Annotated in this window: 17 protein-coding genes and 3 pseudogenes; 17 read left to right on the top strand and 3 right to left on the bottom strand. The window is 63.2% G+C overall.

Annotated elements, in window-relative coordinates; all coding sequences use genetic code 11:
• Nucleotides 1-7 precede the first annotated feature (7 nt).
• On the bottom strand, nt 8-3121 hold the full coding sequence (locus ACVWYI_RS16080) for an efflux RND transporter permease subunit (protein ID WP_456662583.1): 3114 nt from the start codon (nt 3119-3121) through the stop codon (nt 8-10).
• Nucleotides 3118-4227, bottom strand: a complete 1110-nt coding sequence (locus ACVWYI_RS16075) for an efflux RND transporter periplasmic adaptor subunit (protein ID WP_456662582.1) — start codon at nt 4225-4227, stop codon at nt 3118-3120. The genes ACVWYI_RS16080 and ACVWYI_RS16075 overlap by 4 nt, the downstream gene beginning before the upstream one ends.
• Before the next feature lie 385 nt (nt 4228-4612).
• Between ACVWYI_RS16075 and ACVWYI_RS16070 the strand changes: the two genes are divergently transcribed.
• The 8 genes and pseudogenes from ACVWYI_RS16070 (at nt 4613) to ACVWYI_RS16035 (ending at nt 9434) form a co-directional block, all read left to right on the top strand.
• Nucleotides 4613-5134: a Na+/H+ antiporter subunit E gene (locus ACVWYI_RS16070; RefSeq protein ID WP_249803911.1), complete on the top strand. Its 522-nt coding sequence runs from the start codon at nt 4613-4615 to the stop codon at nt 5132-5134.
• Nucleotides 5127-5417: a monovalent cation/H+ antiporter complex subunit F gene (locus ACVWYI_RS16065; protein WP_456662581.1), complete on the top strand. Its 291-nt coding sequence runs from the start codon at nt 5127-5129 to the stop codon at nt 5415-5417. The genes ACVWYI_RS16070 and ACVWYI_RS16065 overlap by 8 nt, the downstream gene beginning before the upstream one ends.
• Nucleotides 5414-5704: a cation:proton antiporter gene (locus tag ACVWYI_RS16060; RefSeq protein ID WP_247340913.1), complete on the top strand. Its 291-nt coding sequence runs from the start codon at nt 5414-5416 to the stop codon at nt 5702-5704. Before ACVWYI_RS16065 ends, ACVWYI_RS16060 begins: the two co-directional genes overlap by 4 nt.
• A pseudogene (locus tag ACVWYI_RS16055) lies at nt 5701-5874 on the top strand (hydrogenase subunit MbhD domain-containing protein); the annotation flags it as partial. The gene ACVWYI_RS16060 and the pseudogene ACVWYI_RS16055, both read left to right, overlap by 4 nt.
• Nucleotides 5875-6100: 226 nt before the next feature.
• Entirely contained in the window at nt 6101-6640 is a 540-nt protein-coding gene (locus tag ACVWYI_RS16050) for a Na(+)/H(+) antiporter subunit B (protein ID WP_456662580.1), read from the top strand.
• A gap of 2 nt (nt 6641-6642) precedes the next feature.
• Nucleotides 6643-6984: an NADH-quinone oxidoreductase subunit K gene (locus tag ACVWYI_RS16045; RefSeq protein ID WP_456664532.1), complete on the top strand. Its 342-nt coding sequence runs from the start codon at nt 6643-6645 to the stop codon at nt 6982-6984.
• Between the two features lie 51 nt (nt 6985-7035).
• The gene (locus ACVWYI_RS16040; protein ID WP_456662579.1) at nt 7036-8757 is read left to right on the top strand and encodes a complex I subunit 5 family protein; all 1722 of its coding nucleotides are present in this window, start codon (nt 7036-7038) and stop codon (nt 8755-8757) included.
• 173 nt (nt 8758-8930) lie between these two features.
• Nucleotides 8931-9434, top strand: coding sequence for a DUF1269 domain-containing protein (locus ACVWYI_RS16035; protein ID WP_456662578.1), 504 nt, complete (start codon nt 8931-8933; stop codon nt 9432-9434).
• Nucleotides 9435-9658: 224 nt separating this feature from the next.
• On the opposite strand, the gene ACVWYI_RS16030 is transcribed toward ACVWYI_RS16035, so the two are convergent.
• The gene (locus ACVWYI_RS16030) at nt 9659-10369 is read right to left on the bottom strand and encodes a Bax inhibitor-1/YccA family protein (protein ID WP_456662577.1); all 711 of its coding nucleotides are present in this window, start codon (nt 10367-10369) and stop codon (nt 9659-9661) included.
• Between the two features lie 223 nt (nt 10370-10592).
• Between ACVWYI_RS16030 and ACVWYI_RS16025 the strand changes: the two genes are divergently transcribed.
• The 9 genes and pseudogenes from ACVWYI_RS16025 to ACVWYI_RS15985 all read left to right on the top strand — a co-directional run bounded on the left by ACVWYI_RS16025 (nt 10593) and on the right by ACVWYI_RS15985 (nt 20343).
• The gene (locus ACVWYI_RS16025) at nt 10593-10787 is read left to right on the top strand and encodes a DUF6894 family protein (RefSeq protein WP_456662576.1); all 195 of its coding nucleotides are present in this window, start codon (nt 10593-10595) and stop codon (nt 10785-10787) included.
• A gap of 193 nt (nt 10788-10980) precedes the next feature.
• A complete protein-coding gene (locus ACVWYI_RS16020; protein WP_456662575.1) occupies nt 10981-12420 on the top strand; it encodes a basic amino acid/polyamine antiporter in 1440 nt (479 codons plus the stop codon).
• A gap of 297 nt (nt 12421-12717) precedes the next feature.
• Entirely contained in the window at nt 12718-13830 is a 1113-nt protein-coding gene (locus tag ACVWYI_RS16015; RefSeq protein ID WP_456662574.1) for an AI-2E family transporter, read from the top strand.
• 8 nt (nt 13831-13838) lie between these two features.
• Complete coding sequence (locus tag ACVWYI_RS16010; protein ID WP_456662573.1) at nt 13839-14438, top strand: hypothetical protein; 600 nt, start codon at nt 13839-13841, stop codon at nt 14436-14438.
• On the top strand, nt 14439-14924 hold the full coding sequence (locus ACVWYI_RS16005; protein WP_456650517.1) for a DUF992 domain-containing protein: 486 nt from the start codon (nt 14439-14441) through the stop codon (nt 14922-14924).
• A gap of 35 nt (nt 14925-14959) precedes the next feature.
• Nucleotides 14960-16204: pseudogene (locus ACVWYI_RS16000) on the top strand (efflux RND transporter periplasmic adaptor subunit).
• A pseudogene (locus ACVWYI_RS15995) lies at nt 16201-19330 on the top strand (efflux RND transporter permease subunit). Before ACVWYI_RS16000 ends, ACVWYI_RS15995 begins: the two co-directional pseudogenes overlap by 4 nt.
• 246 nt (nt 19331-19576) lie before the next feature.
• Nucleotides 19577-20053, top strand: a complete 477-nt coding sequence (locus ACVWYI_RS15990; RefSeq protein ID WP_456662572.1) for an HdeD family acid-resistance protein — start codon at nt 19577-19579, stop codon at nt 20051-20053.
• 23 nt (nt 20054-20076) lie between these two features.
• Nucleotides 20077-20343 (top strand): twin-arginine translocation signal domain-containing protein, encoded by a 267-nt coding sequence (locus tag ACVWYI_RS15985; RefSeq protein WP_247340928.1) that lies wholly within the window; start codon nt 20077-20079, stop codon nt 20341-20343.
• Nucleotides 20344-20486: the final 143 nt, after the last annotated feature.

Here is a 20486-nt window from a genome sequence, read left to right as displayed (position 1 = left end):
GGGTTGACTACCTAGCCGATGACGAGGATTCCCCTATCCGGCTTTGCTTTGCCCCCTCTGACGGTTTGCGCAGAGCGGCGCCGCCGGCCCGCTCGGTCGCGCCGAACCACGCGACGTAAATCGTCGGCAAGAAGACGAGCGTAAGGACCGTCGCCACCAGCAAGCCGCCCATGATCGCGAATGCCATCGGTCCCCAAAACACCGTCGGCGCGATCGGGATCATCCCGAGGACGGTGGATACGGCCGTCAACATGATCGGCCGGAACCGGGAGCTGCTGGCGTCGACTGCGGCGTCCCAGGGCGTCTTGCCGAGGGCGCGTTCCGCGTCGATCTGACCGATCAGGATGACGGCGTTCTTGCTGATCATGCCGAGGAGCGCGAGGACCCCCAGAATGGCGACGAAACCAAGCGGCCTCCCGGACAACATCAACGCTGCGACGACCCCGATCAGCCCCAGGGGAGCCACGCTCAAGACCATGAACAGTCGAGGGAAGCTTTGGAGCTGCACCATGAGGACTGTGAACATGACCAATAGCATCACCGGCACGACCGCCAGCACGGATGCCTGCGACTTCTGACTTTCCTCCACTGTCCCACCCACCACCACGCTGTACGATGGCGGGAGCGTCTTCCGGAACTTCTCGATCGCCGGCAATAGCGAGGCGACCACGCTTTCCGGCAAGCTGTCACCGGCGATGGCGGCTTGGACCGTCAAGGTCGGAACCCGATCTCGCCTCCAGATGAGCGGAAACTCCTGGTCATACTCGAAGGACGCAAATTGGCTGAGAGGAACCGTTTGTCCGCCCGGCAGTCCCACTTGCAGATTGCGCAGACTGTCCAACGAGACCCTCTGCTCGTCGGTAGCCCGCGCCACCACGTTGACCAGGTAGATATCGTCACGGACCTGGGTGATGGGCGTGCCCGTGATGACGGCGTTCAGGACGGTCGCGGTTGCCTGCGAGCTCAGGCCGAGTTGTCGCGCCTCGTTTTGGTCGACACGGATGCGCACCTGTCGGTCGGGCTCCATCCAATCGAAATTCACCTGCTTGGTGTCCGCACTGGACGCGACGATTTTCCCGACCTGCAGCGCGATCTCGCGCACCCGCTCGACGTCAGGCCCGCTGACCCGATACTGGATCGGCCAACCGACCGGCGGCCCGAGCTCGAGCGGAGATACGAACGCGATGGCCTTGGGAAATTCTTCGGCGAGCAGCTTTTCAAGCTTGGAATGCAGGCGTTCGCGTGCGGCGACATCCTTCGCGATCACGACGGTCTGCGTGAAGAAGTCGTTCGGGAGCTGGACGTTGAGGGGCAGATAGAAGCGGATCGCACCCCGTCCGACGTAGGTGCTCCACCGCGCCACATCGAGGTCGCTCGCGAGCGCGGCATCGAGGCGCTTCGCCGCAGCTTCGCTCGCGTAGATCGAAGCGTTCTGAGGCAGGCTGACATCGACCAGCAGCTCCGGCCGATCCGACGAGGGAAAGAACTGCCGCGGGATCATCGGCATCGCCAGAACCGAGGCGACGAAGAGCGCCACCGAGATCGTAATGGTCAGCCATTTCGCGCGCATCGCCGATGTTAGGAAACTGCGGTAGATCCGGAAAATCCTGCCCGGGTCGGCTGAGTTGCCTTGCTTGGGCGGGACGAGGATCGCAGCGCCAAGCAGCGGCGTGAAAATGACCGCGACGAACCACGACACCAGCAGCGCGATCGTCACCACCGCGAACAGCGAGAACGTGTATTCGCCGGCCGAGCTTGCCGCAAAGCCGACCGGGATGAATCCCGCGATCGTCACCAGCGTGCCCGCGAGCATCGCCATCGCATGGGTCCGGTAGGCGAAGGTTGCCGCCTCGACCTTGCCGGCGCCCTCCGCCAGTTTGGTGAGGGTCGCGTCGGTCGTCGTCATCGCATCGTCGACCAGCAACGCGAGCGCGATAATCAGCGCGCCGAGCGATATCCGCTGCATGTCGATGCTCAGCAGACCCATGATCGGCAGGACGATCGCCAGCGTGAACGGTATGGCAAGCGCTATGATCAGGCCGGGTCGCACGCCGAGGCTGATGAAACTCACCACCATGATGATGGCGATCGCCTGAAGCAGCGAGACCATGAACTCCCGAATGGCGTGGTTGACCACGACGGGCTGATCCGCGACCACGCTTGGCTCGATCCCGATCGGGAGGTCCGCGGTAATTTGCGCCATCGCCTTCGTGATGTTCGCACCCAGCGCAAGAATATCACCGCCGTCCCGCATGGCGATTGCGAGTCCTATCGCCGGCTTCCCATTGACCCGAAACATCGGGTGGGGCGGGTCCGTGTAACCGCGACGCACCCGCGCGATGTCGCTCAGGCGAAGCATACGTCCGCTCGCGGAAAAATTGATGTCGGCGATGTCCCGTTCCGACTGAAACCCGCCAGATACCCGTATCGAGATGCTGTCGGCGCTCGTCTGTATCGTTCCGGCCGGACGTACGATGTTTTGCGACTGGAGGGCCGCAATAAGGGCGGACCGGTCGACTCCGAGTGCCGCAAGCTCCTTCGTGGAGAACTCGACGAAGATCACCTCGTCCTGTTCGCCCAGGAGCTCGATCTTCGACACGTCGGGCACGAGAAGCAGCCTTGAGCGGATATCTTCGACCCGGTCGCGCAGCTCACGCTGGCTGAAGCCGTCGCTGGTAAAGCCGTAGATAATTCCGAAAGTATCGCCAAATTCGTCGTTGAACCCAGGCCCGATCACTCCGGCGGGTAGCGTATGGCGCATGTCGCCGATCGACTTGCGCACGTGGTACCAGGTGTCTGTGACCTCTCGTGCGCTGGCACTGCCTTTCAGATTCACGAAGACGGTCGAGACGCCTGCCCTGGTAAAACTTCGCAGGAAGTCGAGATGCGGCGTCTCCTGCAGGCGGCGTTCGAGGCGCTCCGTCACCTGCTTCATCATTTCCTCGACGGACGCGCCCGGCCAAGCGGCCTGAACGACCATGGTCTTGATGATAAAGGCCGGATCTTCGTTGCGACCCAGGCGGAAATAGAACAGCCCACCCGCAACCACCGCGATGATCATCATATAGACAACCAGCGAACGGCTTTTCAGCGCCCAATCGGACAGATTGACCCCGCTCATTGCTCTGATCCGAGAACCCGGACTTTCTGGCCCGGATGAAGCGCCTGGACCCCAGCGGTAACAACGATCTCGCCGGTGTCCAATCCTTGCGAAATCACCGCCTGGGCCTCGTCGAACCGCAGAACGTCCACATTGCGCACCGACACCGTACTGACGGCTGGATCGACGATCCACACGGCGGGTCGCTGGTTCATCCTCGTCAGGGCTGAGGCCGGAATATCGATCATCGGTCCCGCGCTCGTGCTCACCCGCCCGACGACCGTCGCACCAAGGCGCATCGCCGGCGGTGGGTCGGTCAGGCCGACCCTGACCTCGAAGGTCCTGGTCACGGCGTTGGCCTGCGCGCCAACCTCGCGGATGCGCCCCTTGGCCTTGATGGTCGGATCATCTGCCAGGCTGACCTCGATCTCCGGATCGGCCGAAGCCGATCTGACCAGTTGAGAGGGAACGTCGAAGACAGCATCGCGACCGTCTTGCCGCGCGATCCTCGCGATCATCTGTCCGGCCTGCACCACTTCCCCGGCTCCCTGACCGGTGGCGGTGATCACGCCTGGGGCATCGGCTTTCAGTTCGGTGAAGCCGACGAGGTCATGCGCGGCACTCAGCGCGGCTTCGGCGGCGTCGACTTGCGACCGCGCCGTTTGCTGGGCCTGCGTCGCGGCATCGTAGTTGACCCGTGTGGTCCAACCCTGCGCCAGGAGCGTCTCCTGACGGTCGAAATGATTGCGCGCCTGTGTCAGCTGCCCTTGTGCCGCGGCAAGCGACGCCTGTGCCTGGCGCAGCGCGTTCAACTCGTTCTGGGACTCCAATCGCGCCAGCACCTGACCGGCTTTGACCCGATCGCCGATCCTGGTGTCGTTGTTCAACAGCCGACCCGAGATCCGGAATGCCAGATTGACTTCATCTTCGGCTTCGATCCGTCCGGAGAACGTCAGGGGCGTCGTGAGCTTGCGCTTTTCCACGGTCGTCGTGCGCACTATACGAGGCGCTGGCGTGTCATTCGCTGCCGTTTCCCTCCCGCAGGCTGCCAGCACCGGCGAGAGCGCCGTCAAAATGGCCATAGCTCTGATGCGTCTGAACGAGGAATGGCTGCCGCGCTTGAACATGAGCTCTTCCGTTCCCGGTGTGAAACGTCGCCTGGCAAATCGGCTTTCCGCAGGCCTCGGTCTTCCGACGATCCCCGCCGCCATTTTTGCCGGAAGCGCCGGTCCCGGACATCGGTAAATCTACCCGATGCGTCCGGATGTAATCGCGGTTTGCCCGGGTTCGCGGCTTGGGAGATTCCCGAGACCCGATTAGGCAATCACCCGATATCGCCGCCTACGCCCAGGACACATGATGGAATCGTCCGGCGAAGCACCGGCACGCTGGCGCCGGACGAACGACCTATGATGTATCGCTACGCGCAGTCGTGCACCAACGCGAAGGCTGATCCCTTCAGGTACCCTGAAGCTCGACGATGCGATGTGATGCCGATGGAGGATTTCCAGCATGAGCGGATCCTCAGGACAACGAAACGTGCCGGCGGGCACCATCACCCGAGGGTGGTGGTCGAGCGTTGCTTCGCGTGCGGTCGGGTTCGGCTGCCTCTGGCTCGTGCTCGCTGGCGCTCAGGTCGGAGACGTTCCTGCCGCAGCGGTCGCAATCGCGGTAGCAACCTGGACAAGCTTGTACTTGCTGGAGCCGGGCAGTTCGCGGCGGTCGCTCCCAGCCATTGCCCGTCTGGCGTCGCTTTTCCTGTATCACTCCGTCGTCGCCGGAATAGACGTGGCAGGCCGCGCGCTGAACCCCCGATTGCCTCTGCGTCCCGGGTTCGTAGCCTATCCGACGCGGCTGCCGCGAGGCGTGCGGCAAAACGTTTTCACGACACTGACCAGCCTGCTGCCCGGAACAGTGCCTGCCGGCGAGGAGAACGGACAGATCATCTATCACTGCCTCGATGTCACGCAGCCGGTCCTTGCCGATCTCGCCGCCGAGGAAGCGGCACTCATTCGGGCCCTCTACAATGACTGAATTCCTGACCGCCGCCGTCGGCTTGATCCTGACGCTGCTGGCCCTCGGCCTTGTGTCGATATTGCGCGGTCCGGGCGATGCCGATCGGATGACGGCTGCGCAGCTGATCGGCACCGCGGGCATTGCCGTGCTGCTGCTCCTCGGCACCGTGACAGGCGTCCGGGCGGCCGTTGACGTGGCGTTGATCCTCGCGCTGCTCGCCACTTTCGCGTCTATCGCGTTCGTCAAAAAAGGGCTGTCCCGCCTGGAAAGCGACGGCGTCGGTTCGGCGGAGGGCAAATGAACCTCGCGCGGGACATCATGACGATTGCGTGCGTGTCGACGGGCGCGTTCTTCTTCCTGGCAGGTACAGTGGGCCTCCTTCGCTTCCCCGACACCTTGACCCGCCTCCACGCGCTGACCAAGGCAGACAACCTCGGCCTCGGATTCGTCGTGCTCGGGTTGCTCCCGCAAGCTGAAGGCCTTCGCGACGGGCTGAAGTTGATCAGCATCTGGATGTTCGCACTGCTGGCGGGCGCCACCGTCTCGCAATTGATCGCGCGCGCGGTGCGCCGAAGCGGGGCCAGATGAGCATCGCAACGGTTTTCGAGATCGCACTCGCCGCCGTGGTACTGGGCCTCGCCATCTGGACCATCGCCGTCCCCGAGACGTATTCGGCGACCGTCGGTTTCGTCGCCTACGGTCTCCTGGTTGCGCTGATCTGGGTCCGTCTCGACGCGGTCGATGTCGCACTGACGGAAGCCGCCATCGGCGGCGGCTTGGGCGGCGTTGTGCTGTTGGGTGCGGCTGCCCGGTTGCGCGATGCCGAGGCGACGGCAGCCGAACGACCAGACCGTTCTACACGTCTGATCGCCGCTATCCTGTCCGCATCGATCGCGGCAAACCCTGGCGTTCGCGATCCTGATCCTGCCCGATTATGCTCCGACGCTGGCACCGGCGGTCGTCGCGAATGCCGGAGCGACCGGAATGGCCAATCCGGTCACCAATGTCCTCATGGCATTTCGAGGGCTGGACACCATGCTCGAGAAGGTCGTGCTCCTGTTGGCCGTCGTGGGCGTCTGGTCGCTCGCGTCGGACCGGGCCTGGGGCGGCCGTCCGGGACCGCGTCACGAAGCCAACCCAAATGGCGTTCTCGCCTTCCTCGCCCGCCTGTTGCCCCCGGCGGGGATCGTCGTCGGCATTTACATGCTGTGGACAGGCGCCGATCACCCCGGCGGAGCATTTCAGGGCGGTGCGGTTCTCGCGTCCATGTGGCTGCTGGTCATCATGGCTGGATTGGCGGACACACCACCGGTGAGCAGCCGATGGCTGCGGTTTATCCTGGTCGCCGGGCCCTGCCTGTTTCTTGTCGTTGGCCTCGGCGGGCTTTGTTTCGGAGCGGCCTTCCTCGCCTATCCGGTTGCGTTCGCCAAACCGCTAATTCTCGGCATCGAGGTCGCGATGATCCTCACGATCGCAGCGACCCTAGCCCTCCTCCTCGCTGGCGCGCCGGAAAGGAATACATAGCGATGAGCAGCGTATCGGTGTTCGGATTGTGCGCGGCCGCTGCGGTCGGGCTTGGGCTTTACGGCCTGATCACGAACCCGCAATCGCTCCGCAAGATCCTCGCGTTCAACTTGCTCGGTAGCGGCGTGTTCCTTCTGTTCGGAATCGTCGGACGGAGGGGGGCTGCGGCGGGTGTTGGCAACGATCCGGTGCCGCAGGCCCTGGTAATCACCGGGGTCGTGGTCGCGTTTTCCGCGACGGCAATGGCGATCGCCCTTTTGCTGCGGTTGTTCCACACCAGCGGCTCCACGACGCTCGGCAGTCGCGCGCCGACCAGCTCGCGTTCCAACGCGCCCGGCGGCTGATGATGGCCACTCCCTCCGCGCTGGCGACGACGGGCGGCAGATCTCCTGCTGGTGCTGTTGATCGTCGTGCCAGTCGCGGGCGTGCTGCTGGCGTTCGCGCTCGGCGACCGCTATGTCCGGCGGGTCGCCTTCACGGTCATACCGGTCGGCCTAGCAATTTCCGGGGGCGTTCTCCTGGCGTTGCCGCAGAACGACGGTCACATGGTCTATCTGCTCGGTGCCTGGCCGCCACCTCTGGGGGTGGCCCTGCGCGCGGACGGATGGTCGGCGGTGATGCTCGCCGCCACGGCCATCGTAGTCTGTGCGGTCGCCATTTTTGCCGCAGCCGATTTTCGTCTTGCAGCAGGATACGGCCGGGCACCGTTCGCATTCTGGATTCTTCTGCTGGCGGTTTGGGCGGCGCTGAACACCATCTTCATCGGAGGCGACCTCTTCACCCTTTACGTTGCCTTGGAATTACTGACGTTCGCCGCGGTGCCGCTGGTCTCTCTGGAGGGCCGGGCGGAGACGCTTCAGGCAGCGTTGCGCTACCTTCTCTTCGCGTTGGTCGGGTCCGTCCTCTACCTGATGGGCACGGCGCTGCTCTACGGCCTCTACGGCACGCTCGATATCGTGCTGCTGTCTCATCGCGTCTCCACGGAGCCCGGCGCGCTGATTGCGGCAGCGTTGATGACGACCGGCCTCCTCGCCAAGACCGCGCTGTTTCCGCTACACCTCTGGCTGCCGCCCGCTCACGCCGGCGCCCCGGCCGCAGCGAGCGCGATCCTGTCCGGCCTGGTCGTGAAGGGATCGTTCTTCATCCTCCTGCGGGTGTGGTTCAACGTGCTGCCCGGCGTGCCCGGCTTTGCCGCTGCACAATTTCTCGCAGCGTTGGGAGCCGGCGCGATCGTGGTCGGAAGCATCGTCGCCCTGCGGCAGCAGCGCCTCAAGCTGCTCGTCGCATATTCGACAATGGCCCAGATCGGGTACCTTTTCCTGCTGTTTCCACTCGCTCTCGATGCCTCAGGACGGCTCGAAACGGGACAGGCCCTGGCGGGCGGATTGATGCAGGCGATCTCCCACGCCGCCGCGAAAGCGGCAATGTTCCTGGCAGTCGGGTCGATCTACGCACGACTGGGCCATGATCGCATCACCGAGATCCGCGGCGCCGCACGCGCACTGCCCTTGAGCGTCATGACCTTCGGGTTAGCCGGCTTCGCACTGATGGGAATTCAACCGAGCGGCGCGTTCCTCGCGAAGGAGTTGTTGCTCCAGGAGGCGGCGAGGACGGGACAGTGGTGGTGGGCTGGCGTGCTTCAGGTCGGCGGGATGTTCACGGCCGCCTATGTCGTTCTGGTACTTGCCCATGCGCTTTCGCCTTCGGATCAGCCGGTCGCCCTCGTCGCGAAGCTGCCACGCGGCAGCGGTTTGGCGGCGCTTGCCTTGGCACTCTGCTCGCTACTCCTTGGCCTGCTGCCATGGGAGCCGTATTTGCCGATCACATATACCGTGGAATCGAAACTGCTCGGAGTCGAAGCGCTCGTCAAATTGCTCGTAACCGTGTTCGGAGGTGCCGCGCTTGCGATCCTGCTCAGCCCCTGGCCGCATCCCCTGGCGTTTTCGGCAGCCGGGAAAACGATCATGCAGCTGATCGCCCCCTTGCGGCGAACCTGTATCGGACTCGGCAGCCTCGTCGAAGCGGGCGACGGCATTCTTCGCCAATGGTCGACGGCCACCATATCCCTCCTCCTGGTCGCGTTGCTGCTCGCCGCGCTGATGTTCGCCGCCAATTGAATTTCTAAGGCCGGCGAAGGATTCGCGTTCCGGCAGGTCCGGAACATCCTCCCTGCTCCCGAGGGTTTTCTCGGATGCCGGGTTGGCCTCTCACCTTCTAGTCTCGATGTCGCACCGTGCAGCCGGGATCAGTCCCTTCTGGACGAGCTACCTCAATGTAAACGGAGGCCTCCATGTCTGATCTTGTCGCGATCGTGTACCCGAGCGAGGCGAAGGCCGAGGACGTCCGCCAGCGGCTGCTCAAGTTGCAAAAAGAGTATCTGATCTCCATCAGCGATGCCGTCATCGCAGTGAAGACAGAAACAGGCAGCGTGAAGCTGAACCAGCTCGTCAACACCACGGCGACGGGCGCGATCTCCGGCAGCTTCTGGGGCCTCCTGATCGGCGTCCTCTTCCTCAATCCGATCATCGGTGTGGCGCTCGGCGCCGCGTCCGGAGCGCTGGGAGGCGCATTGACCGATTTCGGCATCAACGACGCGTTCGTGAAGGAGCTTTCGGCATCGCTCCACCCCGGCAACGCGGCCCTCTTCGTTCTGATCAAGAACATGACCGCCGACAAGGTCCTCAACGAGATCAAGGACGCCGGCGGGGTCGTGCTGAAGACCTCTCTGGACGAGACCAAGGAAAAGATCCTGCGCGACGCGCTCGCCAGCGCGGCGGAGCGACCGGTTTCCTGAAACCGCCGGTCTCTGCTTTCCAGCGTCGACCTGAGGTGAGGCGCGCCAGTCATTTCTCGTGGTTGAGAGGGAGGCCCTGGGTAGTCGCGCAGGCGGCGCGCGCGGCTACGTTCGGTGCCGTGGATAAGCTCCTCGTCGTCGACATGGATGCAGTCGTTTCGGTCATTGATCGACGAGCAGGATAGCAAAGCCGGTCCGCGACAACGACCGCTCGAGCTTAGCCTTCAGCGCCGACCGCCCAAGAGGCGCAGGAGCATCATGAACAGATTGATGAAGTTCAGATAGAGCGACAGCGCCCCGATCACGGACTTGCGACCTGCCGTGGTCTCGTCGTCCCTGTTGTCATACATCGCCTTGATCCGCTGGGTGTCGTAGGCAGTAAGCCCCGCGAAGACACCGACGCCGACGATCGAGATCAACCAATCGAGCCCCGTCGACCTCAGGAAGAGGTTGATCAGGCTTGCGACGATGACGCCGATCAGGCCCATGAACAGGAAGCTCCCAAGCCCGGACAGATCTCGCCTTGTGGAGTAACCGAAGATGCTGAGCGCTCCGAACATTGCGGCCGCGATGAAGAAGACGCGCGTGATCGAGGCACTGGTGTAGATGTGCAGCAGGATCGAGAGCGAGACACCGACCAACGCGGCATAGACGAAGAACAACAGCCGCGCCGTTGCCGCCGACAGCGTATTGATGCGCGCTCCGATAAAAAACACCAGCCCGAGCGGAGCTAGAATGAAAACCCACATCAGCGGGCTCTCCAGCAATGCGGGACCGGTAACCTCATAAGTCAGCCACGCAACAACGGCGGTCAGGCCAACGCCCGCGGCCATATAGTTGTAGATGCGCAGCATGTAGCCGCGTAATCCAACGTCGATCGCAGGCGACGTGCCAGCCGTGGTCGAGAAAGTCGCGTTCGGATCATAGTCGGACATCGCTTGGCCTCCTCGCGTCTGGGCAGGAAGTATGCACAATACCGGCCGGCCTGCGATTGGAACATCAGCTGATCACCCGATCGCAGGCAGATACAATACCTATCTCCGGACGCGCTGGTGGCCGGCGAACCATAGCGTGCGCGCGAGTTCCTCATCCCTTTTGCCTAGATTCCTTACACGCTTGTCACTGGTAGCTCGCGGCACAGCGGCCTACTCAATCCGCATGCGCTACTTTTTTCATGTCGTCGACAAGTACGGGCTCTGCCTGGACGGGACCGGATATGAGCACGTGGATCAGGAAGCCGCGGTCGTACACGCCAGACGTATCGCAGCAGAAATCGCAAAAGCAGGCGAATTCTGCCGCGCCAGCTTCGTGCTGATCGTCGCCGCGGCGCCTGGACCGGCCAGTCGGCATTAGAGCACAGCTCCTCCCCGCCGGCGTCCCGCTGCCGCGGGGTCGCCGTCGGGCCGATTTCCGACATTGCCCTCTACATGGAATCCCTGATGTTCCGACCGGGAGGTCGCTTCTAAGATCTCGACCAAGAGTGGCCGGTCCCGTTTCATTTCGAGGTCGCGCCCACTTCATCTCCGGCCGGAAAGCCATTCTCCTCATGGCTCCTTCGTCGAACGAGGTCGACCAAAAGCTTTCGCGTAGCGCGCTCATCGCGCTCGTGATCGGGTCGATGATCGGCTCCGGCATCTTCGCGCTGCCCGCATCGTTTGGACACGCCACGGGCGTCCTCGGGACGTTGATCGCCTGGATCATCGCGGGCACCGGCATGCTGATGCTCGCCTTCGTTTTTCAGGCGCTCTCCCGTCGTCGGCCGGACCTGGACGCCGGCATCTACGCCTATGCCAAGGCTGGCTTCGGTGAATATATCGGCTTCGCTTCGGCGGCCGGCTATTGGATCGGATGCTGCCTCGCAGACGTCGCCTGCCTCATCCTGATCAAGGCGACAATCGGCCAATTCCTTCCGATCTTCGGCGACGGCACGACGCCGGCGGCGATCGCATCGGCATCCCTCCTCCTGTGGAGCGTCCATTTCCTCGTACTGCGAGGCATCAAGAACGCCGCCACGCTCAACACGATTGCGACCTACGCCAAGATCATTCCGATCCTGCTTTTCATCGGCGTGGCGTTCATCGTCCTCGATCCGGACCTGATCTCGCAGAATTTCTGGGGGACCGAGCAGCCGGGCGCGGTAGCGGTGTCCTCACAGGTCCGAAGCACGATGTTGCTCACCGTATTCGTTTTCGTCGGAATCGAGGGTGCGAGCGTTTATTCGCGCTACGCCCGCGACCGCTCCGACATCGGATTTGCGACCGTCACCGGATTCCTGTCCGTTCTCTGCCTTCTCGTCCTTGTGACGATACTATCCTACGGGGTGCTGCCGCGACGGGAGCTCGCGGGCCTGCCGACACCGTCGATGGCCGGCGTGATGGAAGCGATGGTCGGGCGATGGGGCGGCATTTTCATCAGCCTGGCGCTGCTGGTCTCGATCCTCGGGAATTACCTCTCTTGGTCGCTGCTCGCTGCGGAGGTGCTGCATTCCGCGGCCGTCAACCGCACCATGCCCTCCTTTCTAGCGGTCGTGAACAAACACGAAGTCCCGGTCGGAGCACTCTGGCTCACCAACTGCGTCATCCAAGCCTTCGTTCTGGTCACCTGGTTCGCGGAGTACGCGTTCACCGTCGCCCTGAAGATGACCAGCGCGATGACGCTGATCCCCTATTTGCTGGTCGCGGCGTACGGCCTCAAACTGTCATATCTCGGCAATTCCTACCGTGCCGGCGAACGCGCCCGCACCGTCGACGGGATCCGCTCGGCCATCGCAACGCTCTACGCCATGGGCATGCTCTACGCGGGCGGTCCAACGTTTCTTCTGCTGTCATCGATACTCTACGCGCCGGGAACGGTTCTGTTCGTTCTGGCCAAGCGCGAGCGCAAGGAATCCGTCTTCAAGCCGTTCGAGGCGATCATCTTTGCCGCGATCACGCTCGCTGCTTGTGCCGGAGTTTATGCGCTGGCCGTGGGTGCAATCTCGATCTGAGGTGTTGGGACCAAATGGAGGCGAACATGAACGTCCGGCAGGTTTACGGCTCTCTGATCCTAATCGGGTCGATCGCGGCCGCGCAGCCGAGTCTTTCTCCCAAGCGCAATCGACCGCGTCGGCGCCGAAACCCGCAGCGACAGCGCCCGCAGCCGCCACACCAAATACGAATACGAACCCGACCAAGCATCGCTACTGGCGCCATCGCGGCGGCTCGCATCCTCACTATGGCAGCCGCCGTGTTCGTACCTGATGGGCGGATGCGACGGTCCCAGCTGCAGTCCTCGAGTTCCCACGATGAGCGACGCGACGTCCGGACAGGAGCAACTCCACGAGAGCGCGATCCGCAGGACGCCGGCGATCGAACACGGCCCGCGCAGCATTCTCGCAACGGGCCTCGCTCTGCTCGGCGTATGCGTGGCCCTCTTTTTGATCTGGAAAACCGTCTCGAGCCTGCTCATCATCTTCGCGGGCGTGCTGTTTGCAGCCCTTCTGGATGCCGCCGCAAGGGCGATTGCGCCTGTCGTCCGCCTCGGTCGCATCTGGCGCCTGACCTTGGTGCTGCTGCTGCTCACTGCGGCGGTCGGACTTGGCCTCGTGTGGGGAGCCGGCAAGCTTCCGGAGCAAACTCGTCTTTTGCTGAAGGTCATGGACACCCAATTTGACGTCCTGCAGCAGCATCTTCTGACCTATGGCGTCGATCTGCTCGGTCCCGAATGGGGCCGGGATTTCACGCAATGGCTGGTCTCCGACCAAGGCCGGTTCTTCAGCCACGCCCAATTCGTCCTTGGCGGGGCGTCGAGCTTCCTGACTGGCGTGCTGGTGATCCTGTTCCTGGGCATCCTCTTCGCCTTCGATCCCGATAGCCACCGCGAAAGTCTCGTCATACTCGCGAAGCCGTCCTATCGCGCACGGATGCGCGGCGTGATGGACCAGATGGGAAGCGTCCTGCGGCTCTGGTTCGTAGGACAACTTATCCGCATTGTCCTGATGACGCTGTGCGTCTGGATCGCGCTCTACTGGATCGGGCTGCCTGGTCCCTTCCTGCTTGGTTTGCAGGCGGGCTTATCGAACTTCGTCCCGTATCTCGGGCCGATCGTCGCCGCAATTCCGATCGCGCTCGTCGCTATGCCGCTCGGAGGATCGCCGCTGATCTGGGCCGTTGTCGTGTATACCCTGATCCAGTCGATCGAAGGATACGTGATCGGCCCCCTGATCCAGCGCCAAGCCGTCGAAATCCCCCCGGCCTGGACTTTGGTGGCGATCGTGCTGCTGGGCGCCATGTTCGGCGTCATGGGCATCGCGCTCGCCATGCCACTCGTCGCGGTCGGCCGGGTCGCGATCATCAGGTTCTACGTCGAGGACTATCTCGGCGATCCCCCGCTGGTGGTCAACAAGGGACGATCCTGAGGTGCCGCATGAGCGAGCTCGAAGCTGAACGGAACGCCGCAACGGGTCCGCCGTCAATACATCCGGGGATGACCCGCTTGCTGTGGCAGCAGCTGCCCTACATCGTCGCGCTTGTGCTCGCCATTGCGGGCGTCGCCTACACCAATGCTTCGCATCAGCCTCTCGTCGGCTATTGGGAATTCCTTGCTCTTGCCATCGGCGTAGTCTGCGTCATCAACAAGTGGCCCGAGGTCGACGGCAGGGAGGAGCGCTGGCGGCTAATCTGGACCCAGGCGCTACATTGGGTCGCCGTTCTGGTCGCGATGAACATCATGCTGGTATCCGGAGTTCAGCAGTTGCTGCCGACGCCGGCGACAAGCCTGGTTCTCCTTACCTTGCTCGCGCTCGGGACATTCCTCGCCGGCGTCAGTCTCCAGTCCGCCCAGATCGCCTTCCTCGGCCTTGCGATGGGCATCACGGTTCCGGCGATATCCTGGCTGCAGCAATCCATCATCTTCTTCCTGTTGGGCGCCGTCCTGCTGATTGGCCTCGGTATCACGTTCTGGCTTCGTCAGGACCGCAGCCCAGCGAGCTTGCCCGACAACACTGGAAGCCAAACGGAGGCCTGAATGCGCATTAACCTGCTTCTCGCAATCATCTGCGGATTCGCTTTGATGTGCGCCGATGCCCTGCCCGCGCGCGCGGAAACGTTCCGAGTCGGCCGGCTTATATGCGCCAGCACACCACGCGTTGGGCTGGTGCTTGGCTCCGCGCAGGAGCTTCGTTGCGTATTCACGACCACACGCCCGACTCGGCAGTACGTCTACGACGGGCGGATCAGGCGGGTTGGTCTCGACATCGGCGTGACCAGCGCCGGAAGCCTCTCATGGGCCGTCTTCGCCAGGAACTCGCGCGTCGGCCCCGGCACGCTGCGGGGGAGCTACGTGGGCGCGAGCGGCAATGTCGCGTTCGGTCCCGGGCTCGGAGCAAACGTTCTCATCGGAGGTTCTCGCCGGACGATTGCGCTCCAGCCGCTGTCGATCGAGCGATCAATCGGATTGAACCTTGCGGCGGGGATTACGAACCTGACACTCGGCCCGCGCGGACAGCGATAGCAGCTTGTCCCAAGCCCTGGAGCCGGGAGCGGACAATGGACCTTGCGGAAATTTCGGTCAGGATGCTGGCGGCGAGTTTCCTGACATTCATCGCTGGCGGCATGGCCTAAGCACAGCCAGCCTCCAGCGCTCCGCCTGCTGTCGGCATCGTCGAAGCGATCAAGCGACCGATCACCGAGAGCAGCGAATTTCTCGGGCGGATCGAGGCGGTCAATCGGGTCAATATCGTGGCTCGCGTCACCGCGTCTCTGGAACAGCGACTGTTCGTCGACGGTGCCGAGCTCAAAAAGGGCGCCCCGCTCTACCGGCTCGAGCGCGGCCCGTTCGAGGCCGATCTTGCGTCAAAGCAGGCGCAGGTGGCCCAGCTCCAGGCGATGCTCGAGAACGCCAAGCTGACGACCGAGCGCGCGCGTACGCTGCTCAGTGGGCCAGCCGGTCAGCAATCGACCTACGACGCAGCGATCGCCAACGAGCGCAGCCTGGAAGCCCAGGTCCAGGCCGCACAAGCACAAGTCAATGCGTCCCAGATCAACCTCGACTACACCATGATCAGCGCGCCGATCGACGGCAAGATCGGACGCACAGCCGTGACTGAAGGCAATGTCGTCGGTCCAAGCTCGGGCGTGCTGACCACGATCGTCAGCCAGGATCCGATGTACGTCACCTTCCCGGTGCCGCTGCGTCAGGCACTCGAACTGCGCGAACGTTATGGACCGCAAGGGGGTCTGGAAGCCGTGGTGATCCGGCTGCGACTGCCCAATGGCCGCATGTATGGCCAGTCCGGCAAGCTGAACTTTGTCGACAACACGATCGCCCAGAATACCGACACGATCACCGTGCGCGGCGAGATCGACAACCCGATCCTGCGCGCGCCGTCCGTCGCGGGCGTGACCGTCCACGAACTGACCGACGGCGAATTCGTTACGGTCGTGCTGGAAGGTATCCAGCCCATCGAGGTGTTGGCGGTCCCGCGTTCGGCGGTGCTGTCCGATCAGCAGGGCGACTACGTTCTCATCGTCGGCACCGGCGACAAGGCCGAACAACGCCGTATCCAGCTTGGGCAGTCGACGCCCACCATCGCTTCCGTCATCAATGGCCTCGCCGCCGGCGACAAGGTCATCGTCGAAGGCCTGCAAAGGGCTCGTGCGGGTCAGGCGGTTTCGCCGGGTCCGGCCAGTGCGCTGATCCAGTCGAGCATGAAGGCCGGCGCAAGCGACGCACCCTCGTTGCCAGACCGTGGCGCCTCGACCGCCACGCGCCCGGAGGACAAAAAACCATGATGTCCGCCGTCTTCATTGATCGCCCGCGACTTGCGATGGTCGTTGCCTTCATCATCACCATCGCAGGCGCGCTCGCGCTGACGCGGATCCCGGTAGCGCAGTTCCCGGACATCGTGCCGCCGCAGGTCACGGTCGCCGGCACCTTTCCCGGCGCGTCTGCCGAGGTCGTGGAGACCAGCGTCGCTCAGCCCCTCGAAGCGCAAGTGATCGGTGTCGATCGTGCGCTCTACATGAAATCGACCAGCGGCAACGACGGCAGCTACACCCTGACGGTGTCGTTTGCGCTCGGCACCGACCCCGATATCAACACACGTCAACGTCAACAACCGGGTGCAGAGCGCGCTGTCGCAATTGCCCACTGAGGTACAGCAGCAGGGCGTGACGGTGCAGAAGAAATCGTCGGCGATCCTGCAATTTCTGGTGCTGTACAGCGCCGAAGGTCAGCAGGACCCGCTGTTCATCACCAATTACGCGATCATCAACGTGCTCGACGCGATCTCCAGCACACCCGGCGTCGGCCAGGCTCACCTGTTCGCCAAGATGAATTACTCGATGCGGATCTGGTTCGATACGCAGCGGCTGACCAGCCTCAATCTCACGCCCTCGGACGTGATCGCAGCAATTCGCACGCAGAGCGTCCAGGCGCCGGTCGGCCGCATCGGTGCGCGTCCGATCAGCGACGACCAGCAATTCCAGTTCAACGTGCAGACCCTGGGGCGGCTCGCAACGGTCGACCAGTTCGCCAATATCGTGCTGCGCGCAAACCCGGACGGTTCGACGCTGCTCGTCAAGGACGTCGCCCGGGTCGAGATGGGCGCGCAGAACCTTGACAGCGAAGCGAGGATCGACGGGCGCGCCGCGGTGCCTCTCGCGATCTATCTGGCGCCGGGCGCCAATGCCGTAACGACCGCGCAGGCGGTCGCAGCCACGATGCAGCGGCTGTCCAAGCGATTCCCGACGGGGTTGAGCTATCTCGTGCAGTACGATTCCACGAGCTTCGTACGAGATACGATCTCGGAAGTTCTGCGGACGCTGGGCGAGGCATTCGTCCTTGTCGTGATCGTGGTTTATGTGTTCCTCGGCAATCTTCGCGCGACGGTGATACCGGCCGTTGCCGTGCCGGTCAGCCTGGTCGGCACCTTCGCCGTGTTGCTGATGCTCGGCTATTCAGCGAATACGGTGTCGCTGCTCGCAATGGTGCTCGCCATCGGCATCGTCGTGGATGACGCCATCGTCGTCGTGGAGAACGTCGAGCGTGTGATGGAGGAAGAACCGGATATTTCGCCGACCGAGGCCAGCAAGAAGGCCATGAGGCAGATCACGGCGCCGATTGTTGCGATCACGCTGGTGCTGCTCTCCGTCTTCGTTCCGATCGCCTTCATTCCCGGCATTTCCGGCACGTTGTTTCGGCAGTTTGCGGTGACGATCAGCGCCGCCATGATAATCTCGGCGCTCAATGCGCTGACCCTGTCGCCCGCTTTGTGTGCGCTCATCCTACGGCATACCGGACCGCGGCGCGGCATGATCGGACGCGTTCTTGACGGCATCGACTGGATTCGCGACCGCTACAGCGGCGGTGTACGACGTCTGCTGCGCGTGGCGAGCCTCTCGCTCATACTCGCCGGAATGTTCGCGGCCGGCATTTTCGGGATGTCGCACCTGACTCCGACAGGGTTCCTTCCCGAGGAAGACCAGGGCGCCTTCTTCACCTCGATACAGCTGCCGGACGGCGCGTCTGTCACGCGAACCAGCGAGGTCACCGGACAGATCGAGCGCGTCCTGACGCAGATGCCTGCGGTCGACCACGTCTTGGCCATCATAGGTTTCTCCCTGCTCGACGGGGCGTCCGAGCCCAACAGTGCGCTGGTGGTGACGCGCCTCAAGCCGTTTGCCGATCGCAAGGCGGCCGCGGATTCGGTGCAGGCGTTGATCCGGCAGACTTACGCAGCCGGCGCGCAAATCCGGCAGGCCAATGTGCTACCGTTCAATATGCCGCCGATCATCGGACTCTCGACCTCAGGCGGGTTCGAATACCAGCTCCAGGCGCTGGAAGGACAGGACCCAGCCGCGATTTCCAGTGTCACGAGTGCGTTGATCGAAGCGGCCAATGCCGATCCACGACTGACGCGCGTATTCTCGACCTTCACCGCGACCAATCCATCGATCTATCTCGACATTGATCGCCGCAAGGCGCAGGCGCTCGGCGTGACCATTAGCGATATCTTCACCGCCCTTCAGGCGACGCTGGGTGGCATCTACGTCAACAACTTCAACCTCTATGGACGCACCTGGCAGGTCAACGTGCAGGGCGAGGCGCTCGATCGCGCCGACATTTCCGATATCTGGCGCATCTATGTGCGCAACAGTACCGGTCAGATGGTTCCGATGCGGTCGCTCGCCGGCATCAAGATCGTAACCGGGCCTCAGGTCATCACCCGCTACAACAATTATCGCTCAGTGACGTTGAATGGCAGCCCGGCGCCAGGCGTCTCGTCGGGCACCGCGATAGCGGCCATGGCGGAGGTCTCCAATGCCGTACTGCCCGCGGGCTACAGTTTCGAGTGGACCGGCACCGCCTATCAGGAGCAACAGGCTTCAGGACAAACCGGAGCGGTGCTCGCGCTGGCCGTGCTGTTCGCCTATCTGTTCCTGGTGGCGCTCTATGAGAGCACGGTGATCCCGATCCCGGTGCTGCTGTCCGTAGTTGTCGGCGTGCTCGGCTCCTATATCGGGATCAAAATCGCCGGCCTCGATCTCGATCTGTATGGCCAGATTGGCCTCGTGGTGCTGATCGCGCTTGCCGCCAAGAACGGCATCCTGATCGTGGAATTCGCGAAGGAGCGACGAGAAGCCGGGACGGAACTTGCGGAGGCCGCGATCGAGGGTGCGCATATGCGGTTCCGCGCGGTCATGATGACCTCGGTTGCCTTCATTCTCGGGCTGCTGCCGCTGGTGCTCGCAACCGGCGCCGCTGAACTGAGCCGCAGGGCGGTCGGGACCGCCGTCTTTGCCGGCATGCTCGGCGCAAGCTCGATCGGAATCTTTATGGTGCCAATGCTCTATGTGACATTCCAGCGCCTGCGCGAGCGCATGAAGGCACGATCGGTTCCGGCGCGAACCACCTGACCCGCGCGTCCAGAACGCCGGGAAGCACTTTCCGGCAGGCTTCGGGACACCGCCAATATTCCCGCCGACACATTCAGGGTTTCATCGGATGTCGAGGTTGCACAGCGGCGACTAGCGTTTCCGTGGCGCTAACTTGATTGGCCGCCGGAATGCGGGAGGATGACGTGGCCACCTACGATAGCAGCGCCCCAGGTAAAGACCTTTAGTTCTCCATCCCGGTGGACATGCGCGCTCCTTGGCGTCGTGATGATCGCGGCCGGCATCTTGGCGCTGGGCGACATCGTCTTCGCAACGATCATCAGCGTCAAGCTGATCGGGCTTACCGCAATCCTTGCCGGTGCATTCGAGATCATCCACGCCTTCTGGACAAAGGGATGGGGCGGATTCCTGTGGCAGATCCTGCTCGGCGCGCTCTATCTCGCGTTCGGGTTGCTGCTGCTCATGCAGCCGGCGGCCGGTGCCCTCATCCTGACCTCCCTGCTGGGCGCGGTTCTGTTGGCATCGGGCATCATCCGGTGCGTGCTGAGCTTTGCACATTGGCGACAGGGTGGCTGGCTGATGCTGGCTTCTGGCGTCATCGGGCTGCTCGCCGGCTTCCTGATCGTGTTTGGCTTCCCATCCATCAGCGTCTGGGCGCTTGGATTCCTGCTGGGAGTCGATCTGATTTCGCACGGGCTCGCTTGGCTGCTCTACGCGCTGCAATCCCCGCGGAGAGCCGCTTAACCTAACCCGAAGAGGAGAAAACCATGAACGCTCCCACCCGTCGCGATTTCCTCGGTCTCGCCCAGAACGCCGTCGCCGCTGGCGCGGTTGGCGCGATTGCACTTCGCTTCATCGGCACAGCGGAGGCGATGCCGGTCGCGTCCAACCCCGGACCTGCCGATAAGCGGCCCAACTTCGTGACTGAAGCACAGTGGGGTCCCGGTTGGGGGCCTCCGCCGCGCCGGCGTCGGCGCCGATGGGTTTGCTGGTGGCATCGCGGCCGCCGTGTTTGCGGCTGGCGCTGGTTCTAATCGGATCGACCGGTCCGCAAGCATCGAGCATCTGCGCCTATGAGCACCGGCCGTGAGGATCGCCTACTCACCTGGAAGCCCCTGGGCCTCATTGCTCGCTTTCCACGCCTCGAAATCGTGGCCAAAGAAATCGAGCTCAATCA

The sequence above is a fragment of the Bradyrhizobium sp. LB13.1 genome, from assembly GCF_054056815.1.
Note: the sequence above shows the minus strand (reverse complement) of the source record. Positions and strands in the feature narration are given on the sequence as shown.

Bases quoted from the DNA above. Each gene is read 5' to 3' on its own strand.
- ACVWYI_RS16020 (WP_456662575.1), top strand. From the start codon at position 10,981: ATGGCTCCTTCGTCGAACGAGGTCGACCAAAAGCTTTCGCGTAGCGCG.
- ACVWYI_RS16025 (WP_456662576.1), top strand. From the start codon at position 10,593: ATGCGCTACTTTTTTCATGTCGTCGACAAGTACGGGCTCTGCCTGGAC.
- ACVWYI_RS15990 (WP_456662572.1), top strand. From the start codon at position 19,577: ATGATCGCGGCCGGCATCTTGGCGCTGGGCGACATCGTCTTCGCAACG.
- ACVWYI_RS16010 (WP_456662573.1), top strand. From the start codon at position 13,839: ATGAGCGAGCTCGAAGCTGAACGGAACGCCGCAACGGGTCCGCCGTCA.
- ACVWYI_RS16015 (WP_456662574.1), top strand. From the start codon at position 12,718: ATGAGCGACGCGACGTCCGGACAGGAGCAACTCCACGAGAGCGCGATC.
- ACVWYI_RS16070 (WP_249803911.1), top strand. From the start codon at position 4,613: ATGAGCGGATCCTCAGGACAACGAAACGTGCCGGCGGGCACCATCACC.
- ACVWYI_RS16030 (WP_456662577.1), bottom strand. From the start codon at position 10,369: ATGTCCGACTATGATCCGAACGCGACTTTCTCGACCACGGCTGGCACG.
- ACVWYI_RS16045 (WP_456664532.1), top strand. From the start codon at position 6,643: ATGAGCAGCGTATCGGTGTTCGGATTGTGCGCGGCCGCTGCGGTCGGG.
- ACVWYI_RS16050 (WP_456662580.1), top strand. From the start codon at position 6,101: ATGGCCAATCCGGTCACCAATGTCCTCATGGCATTTCGAGGGCTGGAC.
- ACVWYI_RS15985 (WP_247340928.1), top strand. From the start codon at position 20,077: ATGAACGCTCCCACCCGTCGCGATTTCCTCGGTCTCGCCCAGAACGCC.
- ACVWYI_RS16080 (WP_456662583.1), bottom strand. From the start codon at position 3,121: ATGAGCGGGGTCAATCTGTCCGATTGGGCGCTGAAAAGCCGTTCGCTG.
- ACVWYI_RS16065 (WP_456662581.1), top strand. From the start codon at position 5,127: ATGACTGAATTCCTGACCGCCGCCGTCGGCTTGATCCTGACGCTGCTG.
- ACVWYI_RS16005 (WP_456650517.1), top strand. From the start codon at position 14,439: ATGCGCATTAACCTGCTTCTCGCAATCATCTGCGGATTCGCTTTGATG.
- ACVWYI_RS16035 (WP_456662578.1), top strand. From the start codon at position 8,931: ATGTCTGATCTTGTCGCGATCGTGTACCCGAGCGAGGCGAAGGCCGAG.
- ACVWYI_RS16060 (WP_247340913.1), top strand. From the start codon at position 5,414: ATGAACCTCGCGCGGGACATCATGACGATTGCGTGCGTGTCGACGGGC.
- ACVWYI_RS16075 (WP_456662582.1), bottom strand. From the start codon at position 4,227: ATGTTCAAGCGCGGCAGCCATTCCTCGTTCAGACGCATCAGAGCTATG.